Here is a 26,872-nt window from a genome sequence, read left to right on the forward strand (position 1 = left end):
TAATTACTTTATCTTCAACAATACCCATACCAGACTCAGCAACCGCTTGTTGAGCAAGAGGAATACGAGCTTGGTTAGCTGCTAGAGATGCTGCACGGAAAATTGCATCTACTTGTTCTTGAGAAAAAGTAGCGAATTCTTCTTGAGCTGCTTTTACGCGAGCTACTAGAGCATCTAGTTCAGCCAGATTAGTTACAGGCATAGGGAATCTCCTAAAATTAACAAATATTAAAAACTTTTTATTAAACCTGTTGGTCTGACAAATTCACTTCATTAGTGACTTAGCAAACAACACACTTAGTAAATTGCTTTCATGGCTGAGTATAATATTTCAGAGTGTGAAAAAAATTGACTCAGATCAGTTCTGAAATACTAAATACCACCAAAGCGGTACGTCAATCAAAAAATAAAAGCTAAGCCATTGATTCACAACCAATTAAACCAAAAATCACACATGCTTAAAAAAAGAGCACTTAGTAAGAATAACTAAAAAACTTACAATACTTTGTAAAAAACTTTCATTTTTAGACAAAACACCGACTTGTATGCGTGTTTTATCGTGCTACTGAGAGTATATGAAAACCCTACTTTCTCTCTATAACTCAACACATAATTTGTCAAAAGTGTGCGAATGTTAACGTTTATAGAAATCAACTCGCTCGCCAATCAATGAATACGTAACAAAATTCGTTATGGATGTTTACTTTTTCATCATTAATAAGAATTTCTCAATTGAAAACGGTGTTATTCGTTAGTTTTTTTCATTCGTTTCTCAAACACTTTTGACTTACATTACGCGCCTGAGAATGTATCCCCCTTTCATTTTTCACTTATTGTGAACGAACATGAGCTATCAGCATATGCAAACTATTGAGCTGGCTATTTTTCTACAATTTTTCTTAGGCCTAGTCGCTGCGGTTAACCCCGTAGGTATTATGCCGGTCTTTGTTTCTCTTACCGGGCACATGGGGTTAGAGGACAAACGTAAAACAGCTGCGACTGCAAGTATTGCTGTTGCGGTAATTTTGATCGTCTCTTTATTAGCAGGGCAAATGCTTCTCGATATGTTTAGCATTTCTTTAGATTCGTTCCGTATCGCAGGTGGCTTGCTGCTACTAAGCATCGCTTTTTCAATGATGAGCGGAAAATTAGGTGAGGATAAGCAAAATAAACAAGAGCAGTCTGAATACGTTAGCCGTGAACAAATCGGTGTTGTACCTCTTGCCATGCCGTTACTTGCTGGCCCGGGTGCAATCAGCTCAACCATTGTTTATGGTTCACGCTACCCAACGGCACTAGACACTTTAGGCATCGCAGTAACCATTATCTTATTTTGCTTATGTACTTGGTTGTTGTTCCGTTCTGCTCCACTGATTGTTCGCTTTTTAGGACAAACAGGGATCAACGTGATTACCCGTATTATGGGTTTGATTCTAGCTGCTCTAGGAATTGAGTTTATTGCCAATGGCTTACGAGGCCTGTTCCCAGCTTTCGCGTAATAGATTCCCTCGTCAGTCTAACAAAGGCGACTTCTAGAATGGCGATGATGGATGTATCATTGAATGACGTTTATCTAATGTCGAAATCATATGACGCATCCATCATTCAAACATCGCCTGTATGTCATTATTTTTGGAACACATACAAAAGCAGGACGCGCTTTTGACATCGCTTTAATTATTGCGATTCTGTCATCCCTAATCATTTTTGTTCTCGAGTCAATCCCATCGATTGGGCCCAAATGGGTTCAACCACTTCGATATTTCGAATACTCGTTTACGGCATTGTTTACAATCGAATATTTACTTCGACTCTACTGCTCGCCAAAACCAAAGTCTTACGCCACCAGCTTTTATGGCGTCATAGATTTACTTGCGATCTTACCGACTTACATCGCCATTTTCTTCCCAAGCGCATCATTTATGGGTGTTATTCGCCTCTTACGTGTTATGCGTATTTTCCGAGTGCTGAAATTGGTTCGCTATCTACAAGATTCAAATATCTTACTACGCTCACTGCTTATGGCGCGTCGTAAGATTTTCATATTTTTTAGTACTGTAGCGATTTTAGTAACCATATTTGGTGCTTTGATCTATGTGATTGAAGGCCCTGAAAATGGCTTCACGAGTATTCCACAAAGTATCTATTGGGCGATTGTGACAATTACAACCGTTGGCTATGGGGATTTAGTGCCCAAAACTCCCCTAGGTAAAGGCCTCGCTTCTTTAACCATGTTACTTGGTTATTCAATATTGGCCGTACCAACAGGGATCATTACTGCAGAATTGAGTAATGAAATGCACTCACATAAGGAATTAGTCAAATGCCCAAACTGCAATCAACCGGGGCATGATTCAGACGCAATGCACTGCAAACACTGCGGTAGCGAACTGGCTGATCCTGATGATAGAGTGGTAACGGGGAAGAAAGGTTAACGCGTTAAGAATACCGCTAGTTTCGTTAAATAGCACCATGAAAAAAGGCTATCGTATTTTACGATAGCCTTTTCTATTTCATTTCAGACGACTCAATTTAATGCCTACAGATCAACGCAGCTAAGTCGCCTAAAATGCACCGTCGCTTTAGACTGCCTGTTTTTCAGCTAAGATAATACGTAGCGTACGACGTAGCGGCTCTGCAGCACCCCATAATAATTGGTCGCCAACAGTAAATGCGTTTAGGAAGTCATCACCCATCGCCATCTTGCGTAGACGGCCAACTGGGATAGATAGCGTACCTGTTACTTTCGCTGGCGTTAGCTCTTGCGCGGTAATGTCACGCTCGTTCGGGATCACTTTAACCCAATCATTATGGGTCGCGATGATCTCTTCGATCTCATCCATAGGTACATTTTGTTTCAGCTTGATCGTCAATGCCTGAGAATGGCAGCGCATCGCGCCAATACGGACACAAGTACCATCAATAGGAACAGGAGCATTCTGGAATCCAAGGATCTTGTTCGCTTCAACACCCGCTTTCCATTCTTCTTTGCTTTGGCCGTTATCACGTTTTACATCAATCCACGGGATCAATGAACCCGCTAGTGGTACTCCAAATTTATCCGTAGGGAATGAGCCACAACGCATCGTCTCTGCGACTTTACGGTCAATATCTAAGATAGAGCTCGACGGATTCGCTAATTCAGAGCTCACTGAGTCATTAATGACACCCATTTGTGAGATAAGCTCGCGCATGTTCTGTGCACCCGCGCCAGAGGCAGCTTGGTAAGTCATCGCGCTTGTCCATTCCACTAGACCTTTTTCAAATAGACCACCGAGGCCCATAAGCATCAAGCTAACTGTACAGTTGCCACCAACGAATGTATTGGTGCCACTGTGAATACCTTGTTGGATTTGAACGTGGTTAACAGGATCCAGCGTAATAATCGAATCTGATGCCATACGTAGTGTGGAAGCGGCATCAATCCAGTAGCCTTTCCAACCCGCTTGACGAAGTGCTGGGTACACTTTTTCAGTGTAGCTACCACCTTGGCAGGTAATCACAGCATCTAACTGTTTTAAACTTTCAATATCAAACGCATCTTGTAGATTTCCCGCATCTTTACCCACCTTACTATTTCCAAACTGGGGAGCAGGAATACCAATTTGCGATGTACTGTAAAATACTGGCTCAATAAAGTTGAAATCACCCTCTTCAATCATTCGTTGCATCAACACAGAACCAACCATGCCACGCCAACCGACTAAACCTACTCTCATCATCTACTCTCCATGTATTTTTTAGAACTGGGTATCCAACCATATTTCAATTTTCACACAAAAATCTCAAGTGAAATATCATCTCTAGCTACAACTTTTGCGATTATTTTAATGAATTCACCATAAAACGGGCATTTTCATCACGATTAACCGCTCTAAGTTACACAATCAAATCTCAATAGACCCAAAAACCACGCGACACATCTGTAACACACAAAAAACACACCACAAAAACCAATCAGCATCATCTCATTAACAATTATTGAAATAATTAACTATATTTCAACCAATTTAAAGCTAGATGCAATACACAAATGAAACACACTCGATATATTCATCCAATTAAGGTAAAGTCCGCACTATTAAAATGGAGTTGACACTCGTATCAATCACTTAGCTTTATCAGAGTTGATCTGATGGCGTACCTAATCAACTAATGTGTACCATCAAATTGAAGCGCTTGTGTTATTTACATGGCCTCTATATTTATTTGTCATACATTTTGTTTAGTTCGCCCAAGCTAAGGAATGAACAGTATTAAATAGCTAAGAGGCTCGCGATGACGCAACGTACACTTCGCCTACCAAGTTTGACGCAAGTATTTGTATCACTTGGTTTATTCCTACTGATGGCATTTTCATTTACCGCCAAGTTTAATTTGCCAATTCAGCTCGCGCTGTACATTGGTTGGTTCATTATTATCCTATTGGGCTTAAGACTTGGTCATAAATACAAGGAGTTAGAGCAAGCTGCTCTTAATGGCATATCTAATGGACTCGGCGCGGTATTGATTCTATTAGCGGTTGGTGCACTGGTCGGAACTTGGATTTCGGGTGGTATTGTGCCGACGATTATTTACTATGGCCTTAAAGCAATCCATCCTTCTATCTTCCTTCTTGCAACCATGGTGATTTGTTCGTTAACCGCTTTAGCAACCGGTACTTCTTGGGGAGCGGCTGGTACTGCAGGTATTGCGATGATGGGGATTGGTCAAGGTCTTGGTGTTCCTGCTCCAATTACCGCAGGTGCTATTTTGTCTGGCTGCTACTTCGGCGATAAAATGTCACCATTGTCTGATTCCGTTATCTTAGCTTCTTCAATGTCGAATGTTGAAGTCGTTGAACATATCAAAGGCATGCTCCCAATTGCGCTCATAAGCTACATTATTACCGGCATTCTATTCACCCTGTTTGGTTTTCATTTTGCGGGTAACATCGATATGTCACAAGTTGACGGCGTTATCGCAGCAATGGAACAACAGTTCTATATCACACCGTACTCTTTTGTTCCTGTATTAATCGTTCTTGGTTTACTGGCTCTTCGTATGCCCTCTTTCCCTGTGATCAGTTTTGGTTCATTACTGGGCATTATTTGGGCGGTAATGATCCAAGATGTAAATTTCTTGACGGCTTTCCAGACAGCATGGGAACCATACTCAATTTTATCTGGTGTAGATTTTATTGATTCAATCTTAAATCGAGGTGGTATGTCTTCTATGCTGGGCTCGGTCGCTGTTATCGTATTTGGTTTAGGCTTTGGTGGACTGCTTGATAAAGTTGGCGTACTAGAAACCGTCGCAAAAATGTTTGAACGCCATGTCAATAGCGCTGGTTCTTTGGCAACAAGCACCATCGCCACTGCATTTATGGGTAACGTATTTGGTTCAGCGATGTATGTCTCTCTGATCCTGACACCGAAAATCTGTGCGAAAAATTATGACCGTTTAGGTTATAAGCGTAAGAATCTATCGCGAAATGCTGAATTCGGTGGCACGTTAACATCAGGTATGGTGCCTTGGAGTGATAATGGTATCTACATGGCCAGTATTCTTGGTGTTGCGACGCTATCTTACGCACCTTTCATGTGGTTGAGCTTCGTTTGTATCTTGGTGACCATCGTGACGTCTTACATGGGTTGGTTTGTTGACAAATGTGAACCTACCGAAGAAGTCGTGGAGACTAACGATACCCAACTCGTTAATCAGCCTGCTAGCTAAATCAAGCAACTCAACGAAATAGCTAAATGACACCGCCAAACAATGAATTGGCAGCTGCATATCTAAAGTAATCACCATAAAAAGAGCGCTTCGGCGCTCTTTTTAAATGCTGACTCTTTTTAACTTAAGCGGTTAGCGATTTTTCTTTTTCCAAAAAGGATTCAGCTTCTTTAATAGCTTGAGTTAAATGCTCATCAAGCTGATCTAATAGTGACGGAATCGCACTGACATCATCTTGAATCGCAACTTCAAGATTTCCCGCAGTTTGTTTCAATGCTTCAGCTCCAAGATTCCCCCCAACACCTTTTAGGCTATGAGCTTTTCGCATCGCCTCTTCAGGGGCATCCGTAATCAATGTTGTGATTTTTGCCACATCGTGTTGATGATCTTGAATAAAGAGATCAAGCAGTAAACACATCGATTCACGATCACCATTCAGTGACTCCAGCATATCGTCAAAATCGATACTCGGTAGAGAGTTTTTCTCTTGGATTTGAAAAGAAGATATATCCCTTTTCTTCGTAAATTCTACTCTATCTGTATTTTCTTCACTCTCACTGGAAATACCCGAATCTTCATCCTGCTTCCAACCTTTTTGACCAAGCGCCCCTTGCCACAAAACCAATTGCGATAGCATCACGACACCGCTAAAAATAATACCCAACAATAATTGAGAACGAATTAAACTGTGGTATTGATCTTCCACTGCTGCAATTTGATCATGTACTGAATGAGTGAGTAGCTTTTCAGTAAAATAACTACCTTGAGCGAATCCCCCAAGGACTTGAGAGGTCTTAGCCAACAAGCGCTGCAAGTCTTGGCGCTGTTTGTCAGGTAAGTCTATAGATAATAAATAGAGAGCATCAAGATCGCGAAATGTCGCAGGACTCATATCATCGGTGGAAAATATGGCTTCAAACACATTGGCACTCAAACGATAATAGAGCTGAGCTATCTCAGAATCGCTTTGATAGACACTTCGGCTAACTTGAATTTGTTTAGCTACTGCCAAAAGCTCTAGATCGTTATCCAAAAGCCCTTGCATTTGCTCAGTAAAACGCTCGATAGTCCAGAGTAGTTGCTGAATATCTGGTGCTAACCAGTTAGCATTATTATCAGATTCAATTTGCATACTCATCGAACGTATAAGTTGCAAATCAAGAGCTTGTAAGTCAGTTGACTGCATTCGATATGGAGGTTCGAGATACAAGGTCCCTTTTAACTCTTCAATGGTATTGCCAAGCTCTTCAACGTGTTCCATTGTCACAGCAATGGAACGATAATTGGTTGTTAGAACCCCTACCCCTAGCAGCCAAACTAGCAGTAATACCCAACCAATCTTGAGCTGAATTCGTCCCATACTCTCACTCATATTCTGTAACGTCCTTAGAATACAAGCATATACTGAATCAGCTTAATCGGAGGCAAAAAGCCGTAAATTCATCCAGCGAACAAAGGATGACTGTCAAAAAATCAGTACTTCATCACGATTTAGCAGTAAGAAACTGGCTATTTACCTAAGCCAGACAAATAGCTCCTTGATAACGGAATTAGACTACGATAAAAGTTGGTTGTTGATTAGTGCAACAAACTCATCTTCCGGAACTGGTCGACTGAAATAGTAGCCTTGGAATTTTTCACACCCTAACGCTCGAATGTAATCTAACTGTTCAGCTTGCTCAATTCCCTCAGCAACACAGCTCAATTTCATGTTATGTGCCATGGCCAAAATGAGTTCTATTACACTGCGGTTTTGTTCATGTTCAATATTACCAACAAAGCTCTTATCTATTTTCAACTCGGTAATGGGCAGTTGTAACAAGTGATCAATTGATGAGAAACCGGTCCCAAAATCATCCAAAGAAAACTGAATTTTATGATCAATTAAATCATCCATACTGGCTCGTATTGCTGCCACATCCTCAAACATAACGGTTTCAGTAATCTCCATCTTAAGATTCTTCACTTCGGGATATTGGGCCAACAACGACATTAATTGCGCCATAAAAGTGGTATTTGAAAAATGTGATGGGCTGATATTGATACTAAAACTCAAATGATGCCATTGATATTGGTTAATCATGCTAATCACCCGTTGAAACAACCAATAGGTGACCATTGGTAACTTACGCATGGTTTCCAACTCATCAATAAACTTGATCGGGGGGACTAATTCACCGGCCTGGTTACGCCAACGAAGTAAGATTTCTCCGCCAACGATGTTCTGCTTTTGATCGACAATAGGTTGAATATAAGCAATAAAGTGTTCGCTCAAGTCCTGTTCAAGACAACGCATTAACTCGCGACGAATCGCAAATCTCTCTCCCATCCATTCTTGATAACAAACACAATTAGGTGCATTTAAACGCTTGGCATGGGAAAGCGCAATATCTGCTAAGTGCAAACGAAACTCTAAACTATCTTCGATCTTACCGTGGTACAGCCCTAATCTAAGATGAAAATCAGGTGAGGCATGAGTGTTAAGACCATAATCCTGAATGTTTGCAACAATGGTTTCACTCATCGCAATGGTGGAGGTTAAGTGTTCTGATTGTTTATCGCGGTCAAAAAACAGAGCCACCACAAATTCATCGGCACCAAAACGCGCGACAATATCTTCAGCGCGTTGAGTTAACGTCAGTAACTGTTGACCGACGAAACATAATAGATTGTCACCAGATTGATGGCCAAATCTGTCATTGATGAGTTTAAAGTTGTCGACATCCGCAGAAATAATAGCGCAGTAAAGGTTAGATTCACTTTGTTCAAGGCGTTGTTGTACTTGCTCGTAGAAATAACCTCGATTAAATACCCCCGTTAAACTGTCTTGAAAAGCCAGCATTCTCAAGGTGCGTTCTTGCTCTATTTGCTCGGTAATATTGAGAATCGCCCCCACAACGCGCAGAGGTTTACCATCGCTATCTCGCTCAACCACATCGCCACTATCTCGAACCAAAATAAACTGATTACCTCGAGTCTTCATCCGATATTGACAATGAAAAGGGCCCTCATCCGCAATGCAGCGCTCAATCGCGCTAATAACAGTATTTCGATCATCTGGATGGATAATATTTAGATAGGTTTCAATGGTATGAATCAATCGATGATCCTTATCATCGATGATTTCTAGCCACTTTTTATTATGTTTGATCGCTCCGTTTTGCAGATTCCAATCCCACACCCATTCATTGATAGCATTTTTTGAAAAATCAAGGTGTTGAATACTGCTACTCTCTTTTGCCAATGTATCGCTATCAAACTCGGTGGTTAAGGTGACGTGACGCTGATTATTCAGATCATCTAACGTTAGATCCATTGCTCTTCTTCTTGGTGGTCTAAGCTTATTTTTTTTCTTTTGATATTCCATCATCTTCCCCTCCCTAAGCCGACAATTCGGTTTGGAAATAGCGAATACAATTTCGTCCTGCACGCTTTGCGTGATACATAGCATCATCAGCCTGCTTCACCAAAGTATCGATATCATCGATACCTGATGACCACATACTGATGCCAATACTTGGTGTAATAGTCACAGAATGCCCTAAACACCAAGCTTCCCCTGAAAGGTGCTCAAGCAAAGTAACGGCGACCTTGTAAGCTTTTTCTGAAGTGACATTGGTAATCAAGAGAACAAATTCATCTCCTCCAAAGCGGGAGACCGTATCATTTGCTCGTGTCACTTCACTTAATCGATTAGCAACTTCTATCAATAAGGCATCACCAACAGAATGGCCTAGGGTGTCATTGACCCATTTAAATCTATCCAGATCGATAAACATAAGCGCAAAACTAGTTGTGTCACGGCGAGCTCGAGCAATTTCAATGTTCGCTCTATCATAAAAAAGAGTACGGTTAGGTAAGCCTGTTAAACCATCATAATGAGCGAGATATTGAATTCGTTCATTTTCTTGTTTAACGTCAGTGATGTCTCGGCTGATGCCAACGTAATTAATAATTTCATTGGCTTGATTTTTCACTGCAGCTATCGATAGCCAAGCGTAGTAAAGCTCGCCATCTTTTCGGCGATTAATTAATTCGCCATTCCAGCGACCATGATTTTTAAGTTCAAGCCACATTTCTTGGTAAAGACCGTGGGGAGTATTACTCGATGCCAATATTGATGGTTTCTTGCCTAATGCATCAAGTTCTGAGTATTGCGTGATCCGACTAAATGCTTGGTTAGTGGAAACTATCAAACCCTCAGCATTAGTAATAACAATGGCATCATTTGACGCTTCAAATACGCTTGCCGCCAAACGCAAATCTATTTCATGACGTTTACGCTCGGTAATATCTAAAATCGTCCCGACTGCACCATTAATTTGATCATCGGCGGTATATAACGGATTCATATCCAACGCCAACCAAATCGAGGAATCACCATCTTGCATACAAAACTCTAAAGGCTCCATCACTTGACCATTTAGCGTCTGAGTCAACATATTTGTCACAGCATCTTGATAGGATTTACAAGCCAATTGAGCGAGTTGTAGTTGCTGATACTCACCAATCGGTCTACGTATCACCTGCCATAACATGCGGTTAGCAAAATTACAGTTGCCATTTTCATCGAACTGCAATACACCCACAGGCACACTCTCAACTAACGTGTTATAACGACTTTCACTTTCAGAGAGTTTGTTAGCGGCACGCAGTTGCTCATCGAGATGGTAACGTTCGATACGCTCTAACATGGTATCCAAGCCGGTGGCGAGTTTACCCAACTCATCACTTCTTTGAATTTTGCTACGTAAACTATAGTTTTGGCTACGCCCAACGTTGGAGACAAGTTGAGATAATGCCGCAATTGGATCAGCTATGTGCTTGAGCAATCGACGCTGCGCTAGCATAGCTAACATTAACACTAATAAACCAATCAATGTCCCCTGAAAAGCTTGTCGCCATAATTGATTATGAAAAGGAGAAAGATCGTAAAACAACACCAGCGAACCTAACTTGTCACCATCAAGAACAACATCAATCGTCAGTTGTTGATAGCTAGTATCAATTGCATAACCACGGTAGTCAGCAAACACCTTTTGTTCGTTGTCGATTAACTTAGCAGCGCGCACCAATGGAGAGGCTTGTAGCGCCATTAATATTTCACTGCCAGTCTTTGCATCCTCAAAATGAAGGGCCATGGCACTATTATCTGCAATAATATTGGCTTGAGTATTTAATCCATCCACCACATACACTTTTGCGAACTCTGCATTACCGCGAATAATAATGGTGGTAGAAAGCACGATGCCCAACAACATCGTCACCATGCCGATTAATTGCAGCTTTCGTCGCACTGGTAGGCTATTAAATAACTTCTTCATATTTCGGCCTTAATAGAGCGTTCGAGCTAAGCGCAAGAAACGGGAATCTAATATCAATCCGGCACGCTTCATGACTCTGACATTAAACTCAAAGTACAAACGTCCCCCCTCTACACCTAACCCCACCATGACATTTTCACGAGCACAACGCCAAGACTCACACACGGAGTAAATCGGAAGTTGAGCCATTTTTTGGCTCCAATACTCCAGCTCCAAAACGGAAATATCCCCAAGATAGAGCACATCGCACGTAGCAAGGTTATTGCTTCGCTCAACTCGCTCTACGATGAGTGGCTTTCCTTTAACAGAAAGACTATTCAATAACGAAAATTGCGGCCATTGCTCATCAGAAACTGCCGCGCAAAAACCAATGTTAGTGAGATTTTCAGGCCATTGAACAAAAGGTAAACTCTTGTTCACAAAAGCGAGTTTATGAGCCATGTCTGCGGCAAGAACCTGAAAGGGTGCCAGCAGCAAAGTAATCATGATTAATAAGGATTTCATAATGCTTGCGTCACTCCCAACCATATCTCTCGACCTCGGCCCGGAAATGCATATCCATACGTGCTGTGTTCAAATTGCTTATCCATCAAATTCGATACGCTAAACAAAAATTCTGGCCCTCTCTGCCAGGGGTGGAACGTCATATGCAGATTAAATAAGTGATAGCCATCCGCGATAGGTTCATTTGGGTAGACCGCTCTGTCTGAGGTATATTGCCATTCAAGAGCCGATGTCAGCTTTTCACTAAAAAATGCGCCATCTATACCTGCTTTAGCTAAGTGCTCAGGATTGTTTAACACCACATCACCGTCACTACTCTCGGTTTTTTGATAGCTGTAATTGGCATAGCCACCTAATCCTGAGGCGTGATGATATTCAAGACTTAATTCAATACCTTGGCTACGTAATGTGGCAGAGTTAATAAATCCATAGGAATCTGGGTCTTCAATAATGCTATCTTTGAGCTCACTTTTAAAAAAGGCGGTATTGATATAGAGAGCGCGATTACGATATTCATAAACCAACTCTTGGCTGGTCATGTATTCGGGTTTCAATTTAACATCATGATTGTTAAGTAATTGACCATGGGCATGTTCAACACCTGCTGGTGTTCGAAATGCCTCACTATGAATTAGCTTAAACGTCGATGACGCATTAGGACTCCAGATTAATGCCAGTCTCGGACTAAAGTTAGCCGCATAATAATCCACCTTATCGACTCGCCCACCAGCAATGAACAACCAATCTTCAGCAAAAGTAAAATCACCTTGAATGAAAGCACCAACACTGGTTCGAGCGGTATTGAGGATCATTGACCAATCTTCTGGTTGCTCTCCATCAAAGATCCAATTTCCTTGCGTATCATCCCAATGACCATTGACTCTGAGTTTATTGAGGTAATCGTTGGTGAGTGGTAAATCTCTGCGCCATTCAATACCCGCCATCCAATATTGGCCTGCGATAGCTTCTGAATCCAAACGCAGTTCACCGGTAATCCAATCACTCGTGGTGGTTTCTTTTGCATCCTCATCGAGGAATTCATCCACGTAAAATTCGGTGTCATAAAGTGCATAGTAATCATCAAAGCGATTGATGTTTCCTAATAACGACAACTCGGTTTTGTTATCCAATAACCAACGATACTGACCGCCCAACATAAACTGCTGATATTTCTGGTTCAAAGACTTGGTGTAGTAATCTCCTCCTCCCGCGGCATGATATTCGTTATCTTTTAGCTGATGATCTGCCAACAACAAATTGATGCTGAAGTTATCCCCTACCCATTGACCCATCGCTTTGGTGTGGCGGCCACCAGCTGAATAATCAGAGCCACTGGTTTGGTATGAATACTTGCCTTGATCGGTATAAGAGAGCTGCGTCATCCATTGCATCCCTGAATCAGTTTCACCACCACTGATTTGAGATGCAGAAAAACCCTGATTAGAACTGCTCGCGACTCGCAATTCTGCGCCATCGATATGTCGCCCAGTACGAGTAATAATATTCAATACGCCATATAACGCATTACCACCATACATCAATGCGCCAGGACCTTTGATAAACTCGATACGTTCAATAGCGTGTATATCAATAATGCCCTCATCGCCTAAAAATGCCTGATCGTAATAGCCATCATTAATACGATGACCATTCACCATTAATAGAAAACGCGAGTTATAGTTTGCACCATCACTGTTCATGCCGCGCACACCAGCATAGTTAAAGACGTTATCTCGAGTGATAGCGATACCAGGTAAACGGGCTATTGCCTGAGATACATTTCGATAGCCATAGCGTTTAATATCTTCAGCTGTCAATACCGAGACGGTCCCTGGAGCTTCACTGATTAGTTGACGAGATTTAGAAACTCCCACAACTTCCGAGATCAATAAATCTTCGATAGTGGCATCAAATAACGCATCATTGGTCGCATTTGCATTCGCCATAAAAACGCCGCCAATGATGAACGCCAACACGTTAACTCGAACAGAGAAATTCATAAACAAACGCTCTTTTTCGGCATGGATAGCGAATGGCATTGTTGAACCATTAGCTGAACTCGCCAAGAAAAACTCAACTTCATTACCAAACCTGAGTTATCCCAAACCATAGTTCACGACTTCGGCCAGGGAATTCAAAGGAGTAGGCGCTTACACCGTAGTCATCATCCATGACATTGATAGCTTTAAATGACAACTCAGGCCCTTTGTTCCATGGGCGCATCGTCATATAAAGATTTACAAGGTGGTAGGCATCTGCCTTTGGGCTCTCACTTGCGACTTCTCTTTCCGACGTATATTGCCACTCCAATGCTGAGGTTAGACGATTCTCAAACCACGAGCCATCAATGCCCACTTTGATCAAATTTTCAGGGCTATTCATTACTGGAGTATTATCTTTACTGGAAGTATCCTGATAGCTGTAATTAGCATACCCACCCAAGCCAGAGTTATGACGATAATTGAAGGCAAGCTCAATACCTTGACTCGTTAGTGTCGAGGTATTGATGTATCCTGCATCGATATTTTCACCGATACCATCTTCCAACTGGTTATGATAAATAGCGACACTTGTTAATAATGCTCCCTGACGATATTCATAAATCAGCTCTTGGCTCTTCATATGTTCTGGTGTGAGTTTTTCGCCAAAATAATTCGCCTCTGCACCATACCCAAACTCAATGGCTGATGGAGTTCGAAAAGCTTCGCTATGGATTAACTTCAATGTGGAAGAAACTGTCGGTGTCCATATGACGGATAGTCGCGGGCTGAATTCAGCGTCAAAGTACTCTATTTTATCAATGCGCCCTCCAGCAACCACCATCCAATCCGTTGCCAATGAAAACTCACCTTGGATATAACCACCTACGCTAGTTCGATCAACATCAAGAAAGTAAACATCGGTTGGGTTTTCCAATGGTTCATACCAATATTTATTATCAAGCGGTAAGTCTCTTCGCCATTCAATCCCCATCGTCCAGCGCTGCCCCTCAATTGCTTCGCTACCAAGGCGAAGTTCACCGCTAATCCAGTCACTATTACTCACATCGCGATACCAAAGCTCACCAAAGTCATAACGAGAGAAATCATCATGGAAGCGACTAATATTGCCTAAAGCTGTGATATGCGTTTTATGACCAATTTTCCAAATATATTCTCCACCTAACATGAGCTGGCGGGTTGTTTCTGGAATATCTGAAACGTAATAATCGCCTTGATAAGTCCAGACTTCACTGTTTTGCAGTTGATGCTCAGCGAGCATCATAGTGATATTGAAGTTGTCCCCATTGAGTTGACCCATTGCCTTAGTATGGCGGCCTCGAGCGGAGTAATCGCCATAAAGGTTGCTTTCATCATGCTTGCTTTCTTCTGTATGAGAAACCTGAGCCGTCCACTGTAAACCTGAATCTGTCTCGCCGCCGCTGATTTGTGAAACCGAATACCCCTCATTTGAAGCCGCAGCCATACGAAGTTCTGTTCCATCGATTTGGCGTCCACTGCGAGTCAAAATGTTGATGACACCATAAAGTGCATTACCGCCATACATAATGGCACCGGGACCTTTAATAAACTCAATACGGTCAATTGCGTGAATATCGATAATACTTTCATGACCGACAAGGGCCTGATCATAAAGACCATCATTAATACGATGACCGTTGATCATCAAAAGGAATCGAGAGTTATAGTTTGCGGCATCGCTAGTCATACCACGTACGCCACCGTAGCTATAAGTATTGTCTCTGGTGATTGCCACACCTGGCAAACGAGAAATTGCTTCTGCAACCGTTTGGTAACCATAACGAGCAATATCTTCTGCGGTAATAACCGTAACGTTCGCTGGAGCTTCACTAATCAACTGTTTTGTTTTCGAAACCCCAACTACTTCTGTGGCTAATAAATCTTCTAGAGAAGCATCAAATAAATCATCTTGAGCAAGAGCGGGATACGCTAGAGTCGTAGCAAGGGCAAAAACAAGTGATTGGGTTCTATATAAGGTCGGCATATTCAAACAAACATCCAAGCGGTTATGGCTGTAAAGCAGTTATTTTTAAATTGTGGGTAGGTACATGTTAAGCTCATGCAACGAAATGGTATGCCGTACTAATAATTTTTGTAAAGAGCTTAAATCAAATACTTAGAGTGACCACGAACTTTGAGCAATCGAATGCGTAATGAAAGTGAAAAGCTTTAGAGATACTGAGAAATGAAGCAAATCCCTCTAGTATGTGAACTTAAAAATAGTGGTTTATATTAGGAGTATTGAAAGAGAGGCTCGAATACAACAGAAGAAAAAATAGGATGCTATCCCTATCCAGATAAGCAAACGGTCAAAGTTTGCCAAAGAAAAAGTAACTGGGAGCTGGGAGCTGGGAGCTGGGAGCTGGGAGCTGGGCATGATTTAAGTGGCGAAAATAAACATAAAAAAATAGGCAGGTATCAAACCTGCCTATTTTTTATCGATTTCGCGTCAACTGCTCTTTTAAGTTTGGCGGCGTTCCCTTAATGGTTAAGGTGTCCGTTTCTGGATCGTAAAAAATACGCTCGCCAAGTAACATACTGTCAAAGCTAACATTCAAGCCACCACCTGCACCAACATATTTAGTGAGCTTACGTACCGTAGAACGATCCGCTGGGAAGCTATCTTCTAATTGATAACCATGATCTTGGGTGTAATCAAAAAAGCTAGTTCCATCTTGAGCTGCTGGCAACTCACCTGACAATTCGCGAATTTGAACTTCATCACCAGACTTTAGTTGGTCCGAACAATATTCAAATACCTGTTTCTTATAGCTGTTAGCTTCTGATTTTTCGAGTTTTGAATCAGAACAAAAATCTTCAACTGCCTGCATTAGCACTTGGTTTTGTTGTTTTGTATCTAAACCCACTTCAGCTTGTAAGAAATCAAGGAAGAAATCCGCCACTTTACGGCCAACTCGCCCTTTAATATAAGCTAGGTAACGATTTGATTCTTTGTTCGTTTCATAGGTAGAAAGATCGAAACGAGCCGCGATATCCATCTTGCTAAGATCTAAGTAATCCGTCGCACTGATATCCAAACCTTCCGTTACTTTCAGACTCTGATTTGATGGGATAATACCCACAAACAAATAATCAGTTGCCAGTGACTGGTATTCCGCAATCACCAAGATACCTTCATCAGCAAATGGGTACTTTGCTAACTCATCTTTTAATCGTGTTGCACTCAATTGTGAGAAAGCGTAGAAATTTTGCTCTCCAGCACGCATTTGTTGCAACCAGACCTGAAATTCGCTGTCTGATTTAAAGCTGCCAAAGCCTTTACCTGCTTTCGAATTGAACACTCGATGGAGCTCAGCCACTAAGTTTTCACTCGAGGTATCGTTTTCTAGAGATTCGGCACGGAAGTTCACAACCAATTCGTCAGAATCGTTTTTGTGAAGCTGATGTAGGATTACGTTTGAAAGATGAAGACTCATGGTGAAATTTATCGTCGTCTAGGTTTCAGTTGCGTGGCATTGTAGGTTATCATAAGCCGCTTTACTATCACCATTAGAGTCTTTATGCCGATTACATCTAAATACAGCGACGAAAAAGTAGAAAACATCTTGGCCGAAGTAGCCGCAGTGCTTGATAAGCATGGCGCAGGTCCAGATTTGTCGTTAATGATCGCAGGTAACATTGCGACCAACGTAATCAATAAAAATGTCGCAGCGTCTCAACGCAAAGCGATCGCAGAGAAATTTGCTCAAGCACTGTTATCTTCAATTAAAGATAACATTCACTAAGAATAAGAACCGGATAATAGATACAATACATGGTAGACAACGGAAATACATACGGTGAACGCGTATCGCGTTTAGTGGGATGGGGGCATTGGTTTGCCTTTTTCAACATTATCGCAGCGATGCTGATCGGTACCCGTTACATTACTCAGTCACCATGGCCTGAAACATTGCTAGGGCAAGTTTACCTTGCTCTATCATGGGTTGGTCACTTTGGCTTTCTTGTCTTTGCTTTGTATCTGCTCATTCTATTTCCTCTAACGTTTGTTATTCCATCACGGAAACTATTTCGCTTAGTTTCCGTGTGTTTTGCCACTGTTGGCTTAACGGTCTTATTGATCGATACTCAGGCTTACCAGAGCATCAATCTCCACCTCACCCCTGTGGTGTGGGAAGTGTTGTTCAGTGACGAAAGCAGTAATGTGACTGCTGACCTGCAACATCTCTTTGTCGTAATGCCATTAATTTTCCTTGTCGAACTTGCCCTTGCTGAGTGGGTTTGGCGAAAACAACGTAAACTATCGCACAAGCATGTGGGTCGCCCTATTGCTGCGATCTTCTTTGTCAGTTTTATTGGTAGCCATCTAATTTACGTTTGGGCTGATGCTTACTTCTATAGCCCAATCACAGCGCAACAAGCCAATTTCCCAGTCTCTTATCCAATGACGGCCAAGTCATTTATGGAGAAACACGGTTTACTTGATCGTGAAGAATACTTAAAACGTCAAGCAGAAAGCAAAGGCGGAGCGGAACTGGTTCGTTACCCATTAGAAAAAATTGAGTTTAGCCGCAGAGCAAACTCTCTAAATGTCCTCATTGTTAATGTAAACAACCTGCGTGCAGATGCATTAACGGCTGAGCGCATGCCAAATACTTTTAAGTTTGCAAGCGAGAACCTCACGTTCAAAAACCATTATAGCTCAAGCAATGACTCATTTGGCGTGTTCGGCTTGTTCTATGGTTTACCAAGCAGCTATGCCAGCAGTATCAAGGCTCAATCATCTCGACCAGTCATGATTGATACTTTGCTTGATCAAGGCTATCACTTCGGTCTTTTTAGCGGTAACGACTTTGAAGAACCTCTCTATCAAGAGAGTATTTTTGTGGATATGCCAAAACAATCTTTTGACCTCGATGCTGGCAACAGTTCAGACATTCAAGCAATTAATGATTGGAGTAATTGGGTTATCGAGCAAAGTGATTCCCCATGGTTCAGCTATATTGAGCTCACCACCGTTGACAACTTCAGTGATTACGACACGAAAGCAAAAGGTAACACGACCGAAAAGCTCTCGATTAACTACTATGAATCGGCAACCAGTGCTGACCGCCAACTTGGCGTTATCTATGACCAAATTAAGGCTCTAGATCTTGAAGAAGATACGATTGTGGTTGTGACATCCAATCATGGTACTGAATTCAATGAAACTCGTACAAATAGCTGGGGCGCAAATACAAATTACAGCCGCTATCAACTACAAGTACCAATGATCATTCACTGGCCGGGTAAAGTGGCAGCAGAATACACCCACAAAACTAGCCATCTTGATTTCTCTGTCACTATTTTACAAGACTTGCTAGGCGTATCTTCAAACCCGAGTGATTACGCTAGTGGCCGTAATTTATTTACAGAGCGCCCTCGTAAATGGATTCTTGCTGGTGATTCTCGTGAGTTAGCGTTAATTACTGACACCAATACTACGGTGATTGATAAGTTTGGTAACTATAAGCTATACGACAGTGAATACCGTCGTTTAACCGATGAAAATCCAGCACTGCCGGTGCTAATGCAAGGCTTAACTGAATTACAGCGCTTTTACACCAAAAGCAATTAAATCATAGTGTTAGTGCTACTAAGCATTGATCTATTCGATTAATCTGTATACATTATTCGTATCGGACTGTAGCGCAGCTTGGTAGCGCACCGTCATGGGGTGTCGGGGGTCGGAGGTTCAAATCCTCTCAGTCCGACCATACACCTTAAAAGGAGAGCTTAATGCTCTCCTTTTTCATATCGTCTCTACTCTATTTCACACTTAAATAGAATGCTCATACTTAGTCTTGATATCACTCCCCATTACCTCACATTAGGATTAGCGGCGTTCTCTGACGTTTCTCATTTATATGGTTCTCTCGACGCTGCGCTATCGTTAATGCACATGAAAGCATAACAAATGAGCATTTGAACTATTATTTACGCCGAAACGCTCATAAATAGAGCAAACAGTAAAAACAGGGGTTTACAAGATATCAGAAGCTCTATAATATGCGCGTCAACGGAGAGATGGCTGAGTGGTTTAAAGCACCGGTCTTGAAAACCGGCGTGGGTTTATAGCCCACCTAGGGTTCAAATCCCTATCTCTCCGCCATATTAGAAGAGCCCGCTGATTTCAGCGGGCTTTTTGCTTTTCATCAAACTCATCATTATAGCGATTTATAATGATGAGAAGCTTCAATCCTCTCACCACATATTCATCATCACTTTAACCACACACAAAATTACGTCACTGAATGATTTGTGCATGCAGATATTTAATAAAGGCGACCGCTTCTTTTGAGAGCTGGCTATTTTTACGGGTTAATATGTAATAAGCGCGATGATGACGAACATGCATCTCTGCAAATGGCATGATTAAAGTATTGCTCTCTAAATGCTGCTGCACTAACTCCTGCCCACATAAAGCCACTCCTAGCCCTGCCATCGCCATCGACATTACAACGTCAGACTCTCCGGCAACATGCCCCTTTTTGGTATCCATGCCTTGAATGGGATAATGTTTATGCCAGTATTTCCAATCACTTGAATCACGTTCATGAAGTAGCACTGCTTTGGCAAGATCTGAGGGAGCCAGTAGGTTGTTCTCTTGCGCATATTGCGGTGAGCAAACAGGAACATAATTTAACCCAAATAAAAACTGAGCATCAAATCCCTCCCAGCGTCCCTCCCCCCACTTTATCGCGAGTTCCGTTTCCGGCAAAAAATCCAGATGATGCGTGGTTAACACTTGGCGAACTAAGACATAATCCAACTGCTTTAAAAAACCCGGCAAATACTGGCTAATGAAAAGCCGACTAAATACCGGTTCTGTCTCGATATTTAAGTTATAACTGTTCGACTTATCATGGAATTCATCCACCACATTAAGTAATGCGTTAAAAGGCATATCAATTTGGTCATATAGACGTTGGCCATCCTCCGTCATGATCACTTTTCTTGAACTTCTAAAAAATAACTTCGTTTTTAAGAGTGATTCGAGTTTCGACACCTGTTGACTGACGGCCGGCTGAGTGAGATGCAAGTCACGGCTTGCTAACGTAAAACTCTGCCTATCAGCAACGGCCTTAAACGCCATAAACCAAGCAAGATGGGGAACTCGTGATACGTGGTTACTATTGGAATGCTCTATCATAAGAAAACGTTATAGATGAATAATAATTTATTGCTTTATGGTACGAAGTTTCTGCTAGAAAATCCATTTCAAACGAATATCCCTACAATCAATAACGTATATTTATATGAGGAACATTATGCATAATGAATCAGCCGTCTTGCCTAGTACCCCTAGGCAAAGTGCAAAGCACGATAAAACTCTCATCTCCATTAGTTTAGTTTTCGTCTTTATTACTATCGGTTTACTGATGATGTACCCAACGGGTTCACAGGAAGCGGCAAAATCGATGTTTAGTGGTTTAACCAATAGTATTGGCTCTGTTGTTCAGCTATTTGGTTTTGCGGCAGTGTGTATTGTGCTCTACGTGGGCTCAAGTAAATTTGGTGATATCAAGCTGGGTGAGGGTGATCCGGAGTACACCAATACAAGCTGGTTATTCATGTTCATTTGTGCAGGGTTGGGCTCTGCAACCATGTACTGGGCCTTTATGGAATGGGCATACTACTACAATGGTATCGGTCTGAATATCCCAGCACAAAGTAATGAGGCTCTACGTACCAGTCTCTCCTACGTGTTCTTCCATTGGGGGATCACGCCTTGGGCTATCTATGCATTAGCATCAGTAACTATGGCCTACCACTTCCATATTAATCGCTCAAAAGGCTTAAATCTTTCAACTCTGGTTTCATCAATTCTGAATCTAGATGAGAACAGTACAGCAAGCCGTGTAATTGGCCGAGTTTTAGACCTTACTTTCCTTTTTGCTACATTTGGTGGTCTTATCCTTACAACGACAGTAACGATCGGTACTGTATCGACGGGGTTCGCTTCACTGTTTGGCATCGAAAACTCTTTCTTACTTAAAACCGGGTTACTTGCACTGGTTACACTAACTTTCACTCTAAGTTCATACATTGGTATTAGTGAAGGACTGCAAAAGATCGCTCATATGGCGTGTGGCATGACGTTCGTATTTGGCCTAATCGTATTGGTGCTGGGTGATACTACTTTCATCATTGATTTCGTAGTGAATTCTCTCGGTTTAACCCTGTCAAACTTCGTTGAAATGAGCCTATTTACCGATGTCACTAATGATGGCACGTTCAATAAAGACTGGACGGTTTTCTACTGGCTATATTGGATCACTTACACTCCTGGCGTTTCAATTTTCGTGACGCGCATTTCAAAAGGCCGAACTATCCGTCAAGTTATTTTCGGTTTAATCGCTGGTGGTTGTGCTGGTTGCTGGTTCTTCTTCGGTAGTTTAAGTGGCTACGCGGTTGATATGTTCGCATCAGACATCATCAACGCACCACAAATTCTCACTACCATCAGTGGTGACTATGCTGTCGCAGAGTTGATTGCAAACCTGCCTATGGGCTCATTCTTATCAGTATTCTACTTTATATTGATGATGGTATTCCTAGCATCACATTTGGATGCAACGGCTTATACCGTCGCTGCGGTAAGTACCAAAGGTCTTAAACAAGGTGAGGACCCTGAACGCTCACTGCGCCTATTCTGGTGCGTCATGCTTAGCTTACTTCCATTAGCAATGCTGTACATCAACGCCTCTCTAGACACTTTAAAAACAGCGGTAACCTTAACGGCCGCGCCATTCATCGTCGTACTTCTTCTTTGTATTGTTGGCTTAAAGAAATTCTTGTCTAGCCATAAATTTGTGGAAAATAAATAATGAAAATTACTGATATTGAAGTAATTCACCTACGTGTACCTAGTCAAGATGAGATTTGTACTTGGGGCGAAGATGCTGTCATCGTAAAAGTGATTACCGATTGCGGAATCATCGGTGTAGGCGAAGCTGACTCTTCTCCAATGGTGGTAAAAGCGTGTATTGAAACGCCAAACTCAAACCTATACTGCTATGGCTTAAAAGCACTATTGGTTGGTGAAAACCCACTAGAAATTGAGCGTCTATGGAATAAGATGTACTGGGCTTCTAACTACATGGGTCGCCGTGGTGCAGGTATTCATGCTATCAGTGCTATTGATATCGCACTTTGGGATATCGCAGGACAATATTACCAAGTGCCAACTCACACTCTGCTAGGTGGTAAATATCGCGACAAAATCCGTGCATACGGCACTTTTATTCCAGCAGACCGTCCAGAAGATAACCGCGAAATTGCAACGAATCTTGTGAAACAAGGCTTCACTAGCATTAAATTTGGTGGTGGTGTCTTTGGTGATGACCCAGACACTGACTACGAAATTGTTCGTCATGTTCGTGAAGCGGTGGGTGATGATATCGAAGTGCAAATTGACTTAGCATCTAAATGGGCCACATGTGGTCATGCGATGGAAATGTGTCGTCGTCTTGAAAAGTTCAATTTGAACTGGGTAGAGGAACCTGTACTTGCAGATTGCCTCACTAGTTATGCAAAACTATCAAACAAAGTCTCTCAAAAATTAGCTGGCGGTGAGTCTCTAACAACCCGTTTCGAGTTCGCTGACTTTCTTGAGAAGTCGCATGTCGATATTGTTCAGCCAGACATCACTCGTTGTGGTGGTATTACCGAAATGAAGAAGATTTACGACATGGCACAAATGCATGGTACTCGCTTGGTTCCACACGGTTTTAGTACCGGCATTTTACTCTCAGCTTCAGTGCATTTTTTAGCCTCGTGTGAGCACGGTACCTTGATGGAATACTCACAAAGCGACAGCCCACTATTTACCGATTTAGTATCAAATCAGCTGCCGTTCGAAAATGGTTTTGTACCGGTTTCTGATGCGCCGGGATTGGGAATAGAACTCAACGAAGATTTAATCGCGAAATATCGCGTTGAGATTTAATCAGTCGTAAGTAGGACTGATGATATTGCCCCCCAAAAGGGATGCTATGCATCCCTTTTTCAATAGCCACAAGTCTATGAATAGTTAGGTTCGATACGAATCTCTGAAGATCTCGTCCACTGGCGCCGTGCCAATTTTCCCGATAAATACCAAATCAAACACGTTAATGGGATACTTACTAAGCCATCAACTGCATAGTGCCAACCAAGTGCAAAAGACCCAATAAAAATAATGACTAGATAAACCCAGAAAAACCAGCCCAACTTTCTATTTACGCTACTAACACTTAAAGCCATTTGTGTCGCAATCGAAACATGCATACTTGGCATCGCTGAAATACCACTACCTAGCATCTCTTTATCTTGGATATATGCTTGCCACAAGTTTTCTTGAGTTTGCACTGCAAATATTCCGAAAGAACCTTGCTCCTTAAGCCATATGTCATGATTTTTAAGTCGCTCCATCAGTTCAGCATAAGTCTGATTGCTAGGTTCAAGATTTTCTAAGAATGCAGGCCCTGCCGATGACAAAAGCATTGCCATTATAGTACCAATAAAAAACCAGCATAGTATCCAACTCAGAATGGCTTGTGTGCGATTATTACTTGGGGGAGCGAGCAAGAAATAACACAAACAGCCCCATAGCAGAAGAAACCACACATTATAGAAGCAATTAAGTATCATGATGTGATATGGGGAATCAAAGACGCTATGAACTAATTCCCATGGAGAGTGACCAAAGAAAAACCATAAATCCATCTCATAGAACAAAGTGTCATACTGAAAAGGCTTAACCAATGGAATTAAACCTTTCATCGTAGAGAAGCTAGAAATAACTAAACTTAACGCTGTTAGCAGAAAAAAAGACGCTATAATTCTAGCTCGGCATTCATATATAGCTAGTAGCTTATTCCTATAACATAGAAGCGGCCTAGGCTCTCTTCTACAAGCCAAAACAAAAAAATAAATCGTTGCCGAAATCATGATTGAAACAGGTACTACAAGAATAACCCCAGACATATAAGAAAATAGAGAAAGGCGACTAGTGTGTCCATGTAGATATGCAAATAAAGCAACACCTAATACGACCACACCCATTATAATATAGAGGAAAAAATCACACTTTATATAACTAGCAATGTCTTTCCCCTCTTTTTTTAGACTACTATACCATTTAAATTCTAGAATTCTTCCCATATAATCACGCCAACTCGCTCACTTAGTTATAGTTATAGTTATAGTTATTAATGTTTTTTATTTCAGGGCGAAAACATGTGTAAATAGCCAATACAACATACTCTTGTATCGGCTATAGTTAATTACTTATGACACCTTACTTTGGATTAACTGAACTATAAAGTTCCAATTTCCACTCGGCGATTTTTCTCTCGCCCTTTCGCATCATTATTCGAAGCGATAGGCTTAGTTTCACCAAAACTAGTCACTTTCACTTTCTCTTTATCCACACTCTGATCCACTAAGTACTCTTGTACCGATTCAGCACGTTTCAAACCGAGAGAAAAATTATAACCTTTCGATCCAATCGAATCGGTATGCCCTTTTAACTCAATTTGCTTTGGCGATAAGCGAATTTTTTCAATTAAAGAGTCTAATATTGCAACCGACGTCGGGGTGAGTCGGGCACTGGCAAAATCAAAGTACACTCGACCATCAACAGCATTTAACGCACCTTGAGAGACAAAGTACTCGACACACTCTTTCTGAATACCCAAATTTTGCATTTCTGAGGCTAATACCTGCTCTGGCGGAAGGCCTCCTTTTGACTCAACTCTCAGAGCGCCACCTTGCAATAACGAAACTTGTGTTGAACTATCAATCGTTACTTCTTGCTTGATGCTTACGTTAGGCTTTCCACATACCGTGATTAACTTATCATTATCAACTTGTGCGTAGGATAAAGTAGAAAATAAACACAACATCACCCCTGAGGCGTTGACTAACCGACTTGTCATAAATATTCCTTAATCTATTTAAGATGCCCGATTTCTTCTGCAATCAGGGATAGTATTTTATTGAGAATTTCTTGTTTGTTTTCAGCATAAAGGACATTATCTGGGCCTACACACCTATCAAGAGCGATATTCGTGTCTCCCTGTTCATAATCAAAACCGATAACATACATAGTAGTTTCAATGCCATTTTCTGATAAATCATTCTTAATTATTTCACATAGTCCATTTTCCATGACTAGCTTCTTTCCGATCGTTTCATAAGTTCGACTAGAATAGCGTGTACCTTGAGGGCCTTTTTGCCCAATCGGGGTATGCTCAGCACTATCTACGCCATCGGATAAAATGACTAATAGCTTTTTCTTGTTAGAGCCAGTTTTTAATATTTTATAGGCTTCTATCAAACCGAGATAAGATGCCGTCCCTCCTAGAGGTTTAAATTTTTTAATTTGAGAAGTGAATGCATTATTACTATTACCTGGCAGAATATCATCGGTTAATGAGATGCTATAAAAATTTGCTCCTCTTGTATTGCTCGTATCAACCGCACACCGACTGTCATTAGCGTAACTCATCGATTTCAAATCATAGATAGTATTTAAATAATTAACTTGACCATTATTATAATTAAAACGTAGATGTTCTACATTACCTATTCCATTTATCACTGTGTAATTTTGTGGGCAATTTTTTTTATCTTCTTTTCTCCGAGCATAGTGGCTATAGGGAGCAATTCCTATGGTATTAATTTTATCGGGTATTTTTAAATCATTAAAATTATCCAATTCAATCGCCACATCTTCAATAATATCAAGTAAATCTTTATATTTAGCTCGAGAACCGCCTCCCCATGGCTTATCCATAGAACCAGAAAAATCCGCAGCAAGAACCACGTCAATAGAATTACTTTGGTATTTTCGAGCGGTACTTGCCCCTGCCACTTCGATTTCATCACCAAAACCAACAATGACATCGTTACCCGGGAACCAAGCATCATATTTCAATGAAACTTGAATATCATATTGGAAAAAACGATGTCCATCCGGGGTGCAGTCTGGTACTTGTTCACAACTTTTCCTGATGATCTTTAAGTTACTGAGATCAGCAGGCGTGTTTATCTTTTCTTCAGGGAAATAGGCCGATATAAAGTCTGTTGCAATTTTCCTATTCACTTCACTGCCTAAATTACCCTCGCCTTCTGACTCATTTTGGTCTGCATGAGCAGAGATCGCCAAAGCCGCAGCTTCTGTCGCATCTTGTAAACGTGCTTTTTGTTGCAATGCTCGGGCACCATCGCTACCTAGCATAAAAACACCAAACAGCACAGGAATGACCATCGCAAATAAAATAGAGGCATGACCTTTCTGATAACGTTTAACTGTCATTT

General features: G+C 41.5%; 20 protein-coding genes and 2 tRNA genes. 9 read left to right on the forward strand and 13 right to left on the reverse strand.

The window, feature by feature from the left end:
* The coding region (locus DZ860_RS17140) for a hypothetical protein (protein ID WP_133305453.1) at positions 1-202 on the reverse strand (202 nt) is incomplete at its 3' end.
* A 658-nt stretch (positions 203-860) separates the two neighbouring features.
* Here DZ860_RS17140 and DZ860_RS17145 point away from each other — a divergent pair.
* Positions 861-1,499, forward strand: coding sequence for a YchE family NAAT transporter (locus tag DZ860_RS17145; protein WP_120033886.1), 639 nt, complete (start codon positions 861-863; stop codon positions 1,497-1,499).
* Positions 1,500-1,589: 90 nt separating this feature from the next.
* Complete coding sequence (locus DZ860_RS17150) at positions 1,590-2,435, forward strand: ion transporter (RefSeq protein WP_120033752.1); 846 nt, start codon at positions 1,590-1,592, stop codon at positions 2,433-2,435.
* Between the two features lie 147 nt (positions 2,436-2,582).
* Here the strand turns inward: DZ860_RS17150 and asd are convergent, their stop codons facing one another.
* Positions 2,583-3,719, reverse strand: coding sequence for an aspartate-semialdehyde dehydrogenase (gene asd / locus DZ860_RS17155; RefSeq protein ID WP_120033888.1), 1,137 nt, complete (start codon positions 3,717-3,719; stop codon positions 2,583-2,585).
* Positions 3,720-4,278: 559 nt separating this feature from the next.
* Here asd and nhaC point away from each other — a divergent pair.
* On the forward strand, positions 4,279-5,715 hold the full coding sequence (nhaC, locus tag DZ860_RS17160; protein WP_120033754.1) for a Na+/H+ antiporter NhaC: 1,437 nt from the start codon (positions 4,279-4,281) through the stop codon (positions 5,713-5,715).
* Between the two features lie 124 nt (positions 5,716-5,839).
* Here the strand turns inward: nhaC and DZ860_RS17165 are convergent, their stop codons facing one another.
* From DZ860_RS17165 to yejK, 7 genes are all read right to left on the reverse strand, one after another.
* Positions 5,840-7,087: an Hpt domain-containing protein gene (locus DZ860_RS17165; protein ID WP_120033756.1), complete on the reverse strand. Its 1,248-nt coding sequence runs from the start codon at positions 7,085-7,087 to the stop codon at positions 5,840-5,842.
* Between the two features lie 183 nt (positions 7,088-7,270).
* Positions 7,271-9,085, reverse strand: coding sequence for a bifunctional diguanylate cyclase/phosphodiesterase (locus tag DZ860_RS17170; RefSeq protein WP_165862928.1), 1,815 nt, complete (start codon positions 9,083-9,085; stop codon positions 7,271-7,273).
* A gap of 10 nt (positions 9,086-9,095) precedes the next feature.
* Positions 9,096-11,039: a sensor domain-containing diguanylate cyclase gene (locus tag DZ860_RS17175; RefSeq protein WP_120033760.1), complete on the reverse strand. Its 1,944-nt coding sequence runs from the start codon at positions 11,037-11,039 to the stop codon at positions 9,096-9,098.
* Positions 11,040-11,048: 9 nt separating this feature from the next.
* Positions 11,049-11,543: a YfiR family protein gene (locus tag DZ860_RS17180; protein WP_165862929.1), complete on the reverse strand. Its 495-nt coding sequence runs from the start codon at positions 11,541-11,543 to the stop codon at positions 11,049-11,051.
* Positions 11,540-13,609, reverse strand: coding sequence for a TonB-dependent receptor plug domain-containing protein (locus DZ860_RS17185; protein WP_133305454.1), 2,070 nt, complete (start codon positions 13,607-13,609; stop codon positions 11,540-11,542). The genes DZ860_RS17180 and DZ860_RS17185 overlap by 4 nt, the downstream gene beginning before the upstream one ends.
* Positions 13,610-13,625: 16 nt before the next feature.
* The gene (locus DZ860_RS17190; RefSeq protein WP_120033766.1) at positions 13,626-15,548 is read right to left on the reverse strand and encodes a TonB-dependent receptor plug domain-containing protein; all 1,923 of its coding nucleotides are present in this window, start codon (positions 15,546-15,548) and stop codon (positions 13,626-13,628) included.
* Positions 15,549-15,999: 451 nt separating this feature from the next.
* Complete coding sequence (gene yejK, locus DZ860_RS17195; protein ID WP_120033768.1) at positions 16,000-17,001, reverse strand: nucleoid-associated protein YejK; 1,002 nt, start codon at positions 16,999-17,001, stop codon at positions 16,000-16,002.
* 84 nt (positions 17,002-17,085) lie between these two features.
* Between yejK and DZ860_RS17200 the strand changes: the two genes are divergently transcribed.
* The 4 genes from DZ860_RS17200 to DZ860_RS17215 all read left to right on the forward strand — a co-directional run bounded on the left by DZ860_RS17200 (position 17,086) and on the right by DZ860_RS17215 (position 19,676).
* Positions 17,086-17,310: a YejL family protein gene (locus tag DZ860_RS17200; protein ID WP_120033770.1), complete on the forward strand. Its 225-nt coding sequence runs from the start codon at positions 17,086-17,088 to the stop codon at positions 17,308-17,310.
* Positions 17,311-17,339: 29 nt separating this feature from the next.
* On the forward strand, positions 17,340-19,142 hold the full coding sequence (locus DZ860_RS17205; protein WP_120033772.1) for a DUF3413 domain-containing protein: 1,803 nt from the start codon (positions 17,340-17,342) through the stop codon (positions 19,140-19,142).
* A gap of 62 nt (positions 19,143-19,204) precedes the next feature.
* Positions 19,205-19,281: transfer RNA gene (locus DZ860_RS17210), tRNA-Pro, on the forward strand.
* Between the two features lie 304 nt (positions 19,282-19,585).
* Positions 19,586-19,676 (forward strand) — tRNA-Ser (locus DZ860_RS17215).
* 135 nt (positions 19,677-19,811) lie between these two features.
* Here the strand turns inward: DZ860_RS17215 and DZ860_RS17220 are convergent.
* On the reverse strand, positions 19,812-20,717 hold the full coding sequence (locus DZ860_RS17220) for a LysR substrate-binding domain-containing protein (RefSeq protein WP_120033774.1): 906 nt from the start codon (positions 20,715-20,717) through the stop codon (positions 19,812-19,814).
* A 118-nt stretch (positions 20,718-20,835) separates the two neighbouring features.
* Here DZ860_RS17220 and DZ860_RS17225 point away from each other — a divergent pair, with 118 nt between their 5' ends.
* Together DZ860_RS17225 and DZ860_RS17230 are read left to right on the forward strand one after the other, a co-directional pair.
* Positions 20,836-22,395 carry a BCCT family transporter gene (locus DZ860_RS17225; protein WP_207890651.1) on the forward strand — a complete coding sequence of 520 codons (1,560 nt, stop codon included), beginning with the start codon at positions 20,836-20,838 and terminating at the stop codon, positions 22,393-22,395.
* Complete coding sequence (locus DZ860_RS17230; protein ID WP_207890652.1) at positions 22,395-23,516, forward strand: mandelate racemase/muconate lactonizing enzyme family protein; 1,122 nt, start codon at positions 22,395-22,397, stop codon at positions 23,514-23,516. Before DZ860_RS17225 ends, DZ860_RS17230 begins: the two co-directional genes overlap by 1 nt.
* 74 nt (positions 23,517-23,590) lie before the next feature.
* On the opposite strand, the gene DZ860_RS17235 is transcribed toward DZ860_RS17230, so the two are convergent.
* The 3 genes from DZ860_RS17235 to DZ860_RS17245 all read right to left on the reverse strand — a co-directional run bounded on the left by DZ860_RS17235 (position 23,591) and on the right by DZ860_RS17245 (position 26,870).
* Positions 23,591-24,712 carry a phosphatase PAP2 family protein gene (locus tag DZ860_RS17235; protein ID WP_243641878.1) on the reverse strand — a complete coding sequence of 374 codons (1,122 nt, stop codon included), beginning with the start codon at positions 24,710-24,712 and terminating at the stop codon, positions 23,591-23,593.
* A 155-nt stretch (positions 24,713-24,867) separates the two neighbouring features.
* Positions 24,868-25,488 carry an OmpA family protein gene (locus DZ860_RS17240; RefSeq protein ID WP_120033780.1) on the reverse strand — a complete coding sequence of 207 codons (621 nt, stop codon included), beginning with the start codon at positions 25,486-25,488 and terminating at the stop codon, positions 24,868-24,870.
* Positions 25,489-25,502: 14 nt separating this feature from the next.
* Positions 25,503-26,870 (reverse strand): TadE/TadG family type IV pilus assembly protein, encoded by a 1,368-nt coding sequence (locus tag DZ860_RS17245; RefSeq protein WP_120033782.1) that lies wholly within the window; start codon positions 26,868-26,870, stop codon positions 25,503-25,505.
* Positions 26,871-26,872 lie beyond the last annotated feature (2 nt).

The sequence above is a fragment of the Vibrio sinensis genome (assembly GCF_003605645.1).
In the GTDB taxonomy this organism is placed as follows: Bacteria; Pseudomonadota; Gammaproteobacteria; order Enterobacterales; family Vibrionaceae; genus Vibrio; species Vibrio sinensis.